This window comes from Coprococcus sp. AM97-35, from assembly GCF_027697525.1.
GTDB classification, from domain to species: domain Bacteria; phylum Bacillota; class Clostridia; order Lachnospirales; family Lachnospiraceae; genus Allocoprococcus; species Allocoprococcus comes.
The window spans coordinates 1-1467 of sequence record NZ_JAQESL010000068.1 but is presented as its reverse complement, the minus strand read 5'-3'; the positions used below and the strand labels follow the sequence as shown (position 1 = coordinate 1467).

Annotated in this window: 2 protein-coding genes and 1 pseudogene; all 3 read left to right on the top strand. The window is 37.0% G+C overall.

What is annotated here, in order from left to right; genetic code table 11:
- Nucleotides 1-257: pseudogene (locus PG840_RS16645) on the top strand (hypothetical protein); the annotation flags it as partial.
- Entirely contained in the window at nt 254-463 is a 210-nt protein-coding gene (locus PG840_RS16640) for a DUF6070 family protein (RefSeq protein WP_028087876.1), read from the top strand. The pseudogene PG840_RS16645 and the gene PG840_RS16640, both read left to right, overlap by 4 nt.
- A 55-nt stretch (nt 464-518) precedes the next feature.
- Nucleotides 519-1358, top strand: a complete 840-nt coding sequence (locus tag PG840_RS16635) for a hypothetical protein (RefSeq protein WP_021740685.1) — start codon at nt 519-521, stop codon at nt 1356-1358.
- Nucleotides 1359-1467: the final 109 nt, after the last annotated feature.

Here is a 1467-nt window from a genome sequence, read left to right as displayed (position 1 = left end):
GAAAGGAATCGGTGGAAGTGGTTATGTTGTTAAAAAAGATGCAACAGTATTGGATGAGTATTTTGAAGAATAAAAAAATTTTTATGGGAAATTATTACATATGTAAGATATTTGCGATGATATTGATAGTTCTTATTGTTTTTACAGGGTGCGGACAAAATCGAATTACGGAAAAAGAAGAAAAGAAAGAAACCGTAGAATCTGAAATGAATGCAGAAGTAAAAAAACAGCGCAAACTTTTCGGTCTGTTTATATGAAGGAGAAGTCGGAGTTAAATACATTAAAGGTGAAAAGAAAAATTATCAATTGTCTGGAAGAAAAAGGATATGCGGCAGTAGATTGTGATAATCAGATTGATATGGTCAATCGTGAAAAAGTGGAAGATTTTTGCAAAACAGCGGAGAAAGAAGAACAGGCAGCAGTAGATATTGTACAACCGAACAGAGATTCGCTACAATATTAATTTATGTATAATTATGTTGTAGGTACAAAAATAGTGTGACAGCGAGGTAGAGAAAATGGAAGAGCAGATAAAAAAGATTTATGAAAAGCAGAAAAATGGACGCATCAGGATGATACGGAATGTGCTGTTGATTTATGCAGCATTGATTTGTGTGGTGAGTATTTTCAAAGGAAATCCGTTCCCGCATCAGGAGACAGTACTCTTTTTCGATGTGAAGCAGCCGGGCTGGGTCACGACAGATCCCTGGCTTCTGTGGATTTGCGTGGTGGTTGATCTGATTGCAGGTATATTCATTTTAATCAGGGACATTCTCAGAGATTTTTCAAAAATTGACCGGATTCTGTCACAGCAATGTGATGCAGAAAAATATTCAGAAATGCTGGAAGAGTTGGTAAAGTACGGAAAGAGCTTGGATTATCATGGATTTCAAAAAAGTGTCATGCTGATAGCTGAGTCTAAATATGTAGTTGCACTGATCATAAATGGGCAGTTGCAGAAGGCAGAAGAGTATATAAAGAATGAATGGGAAGGAAAAAGAGAGGGACGTTCCTGGCAGCAGGTCATGACGAATCTCGAACTGTCGAAGAAATATCAGGAGAAAGATGCGGCAGGTTATTCGGCTACATTAGAAAAAGCAGGGAAAGTATTTCAAAAGAATCCACTGTTTATGGCAAAAAATTTGATGCTGAAAGGTGAAGATGAGGCAGCAGTAAGATTACTGGAAAATGATACGGAAAAGCTGCCTTATTATGAGGTTACACGCAGATTCCTGCTGGGAGTATGTTACTACCGAATCGGAAAAGAAGAGCAGGGAAAAGAATGTATGGAATATGTAATTGGGCATGGAAATACGTTGAAGTGCAAAGAAGAAGCGGAAAAATATGTAACAGTGTAAGTAAGGATGTTCTTTAAAATGACAGGGTAACAAAAATGGAGAAGATATAGAGGATGGTAATAAAATAGGATATATCGCACATAAAGATGGTGAATCTGGAGTATACAAT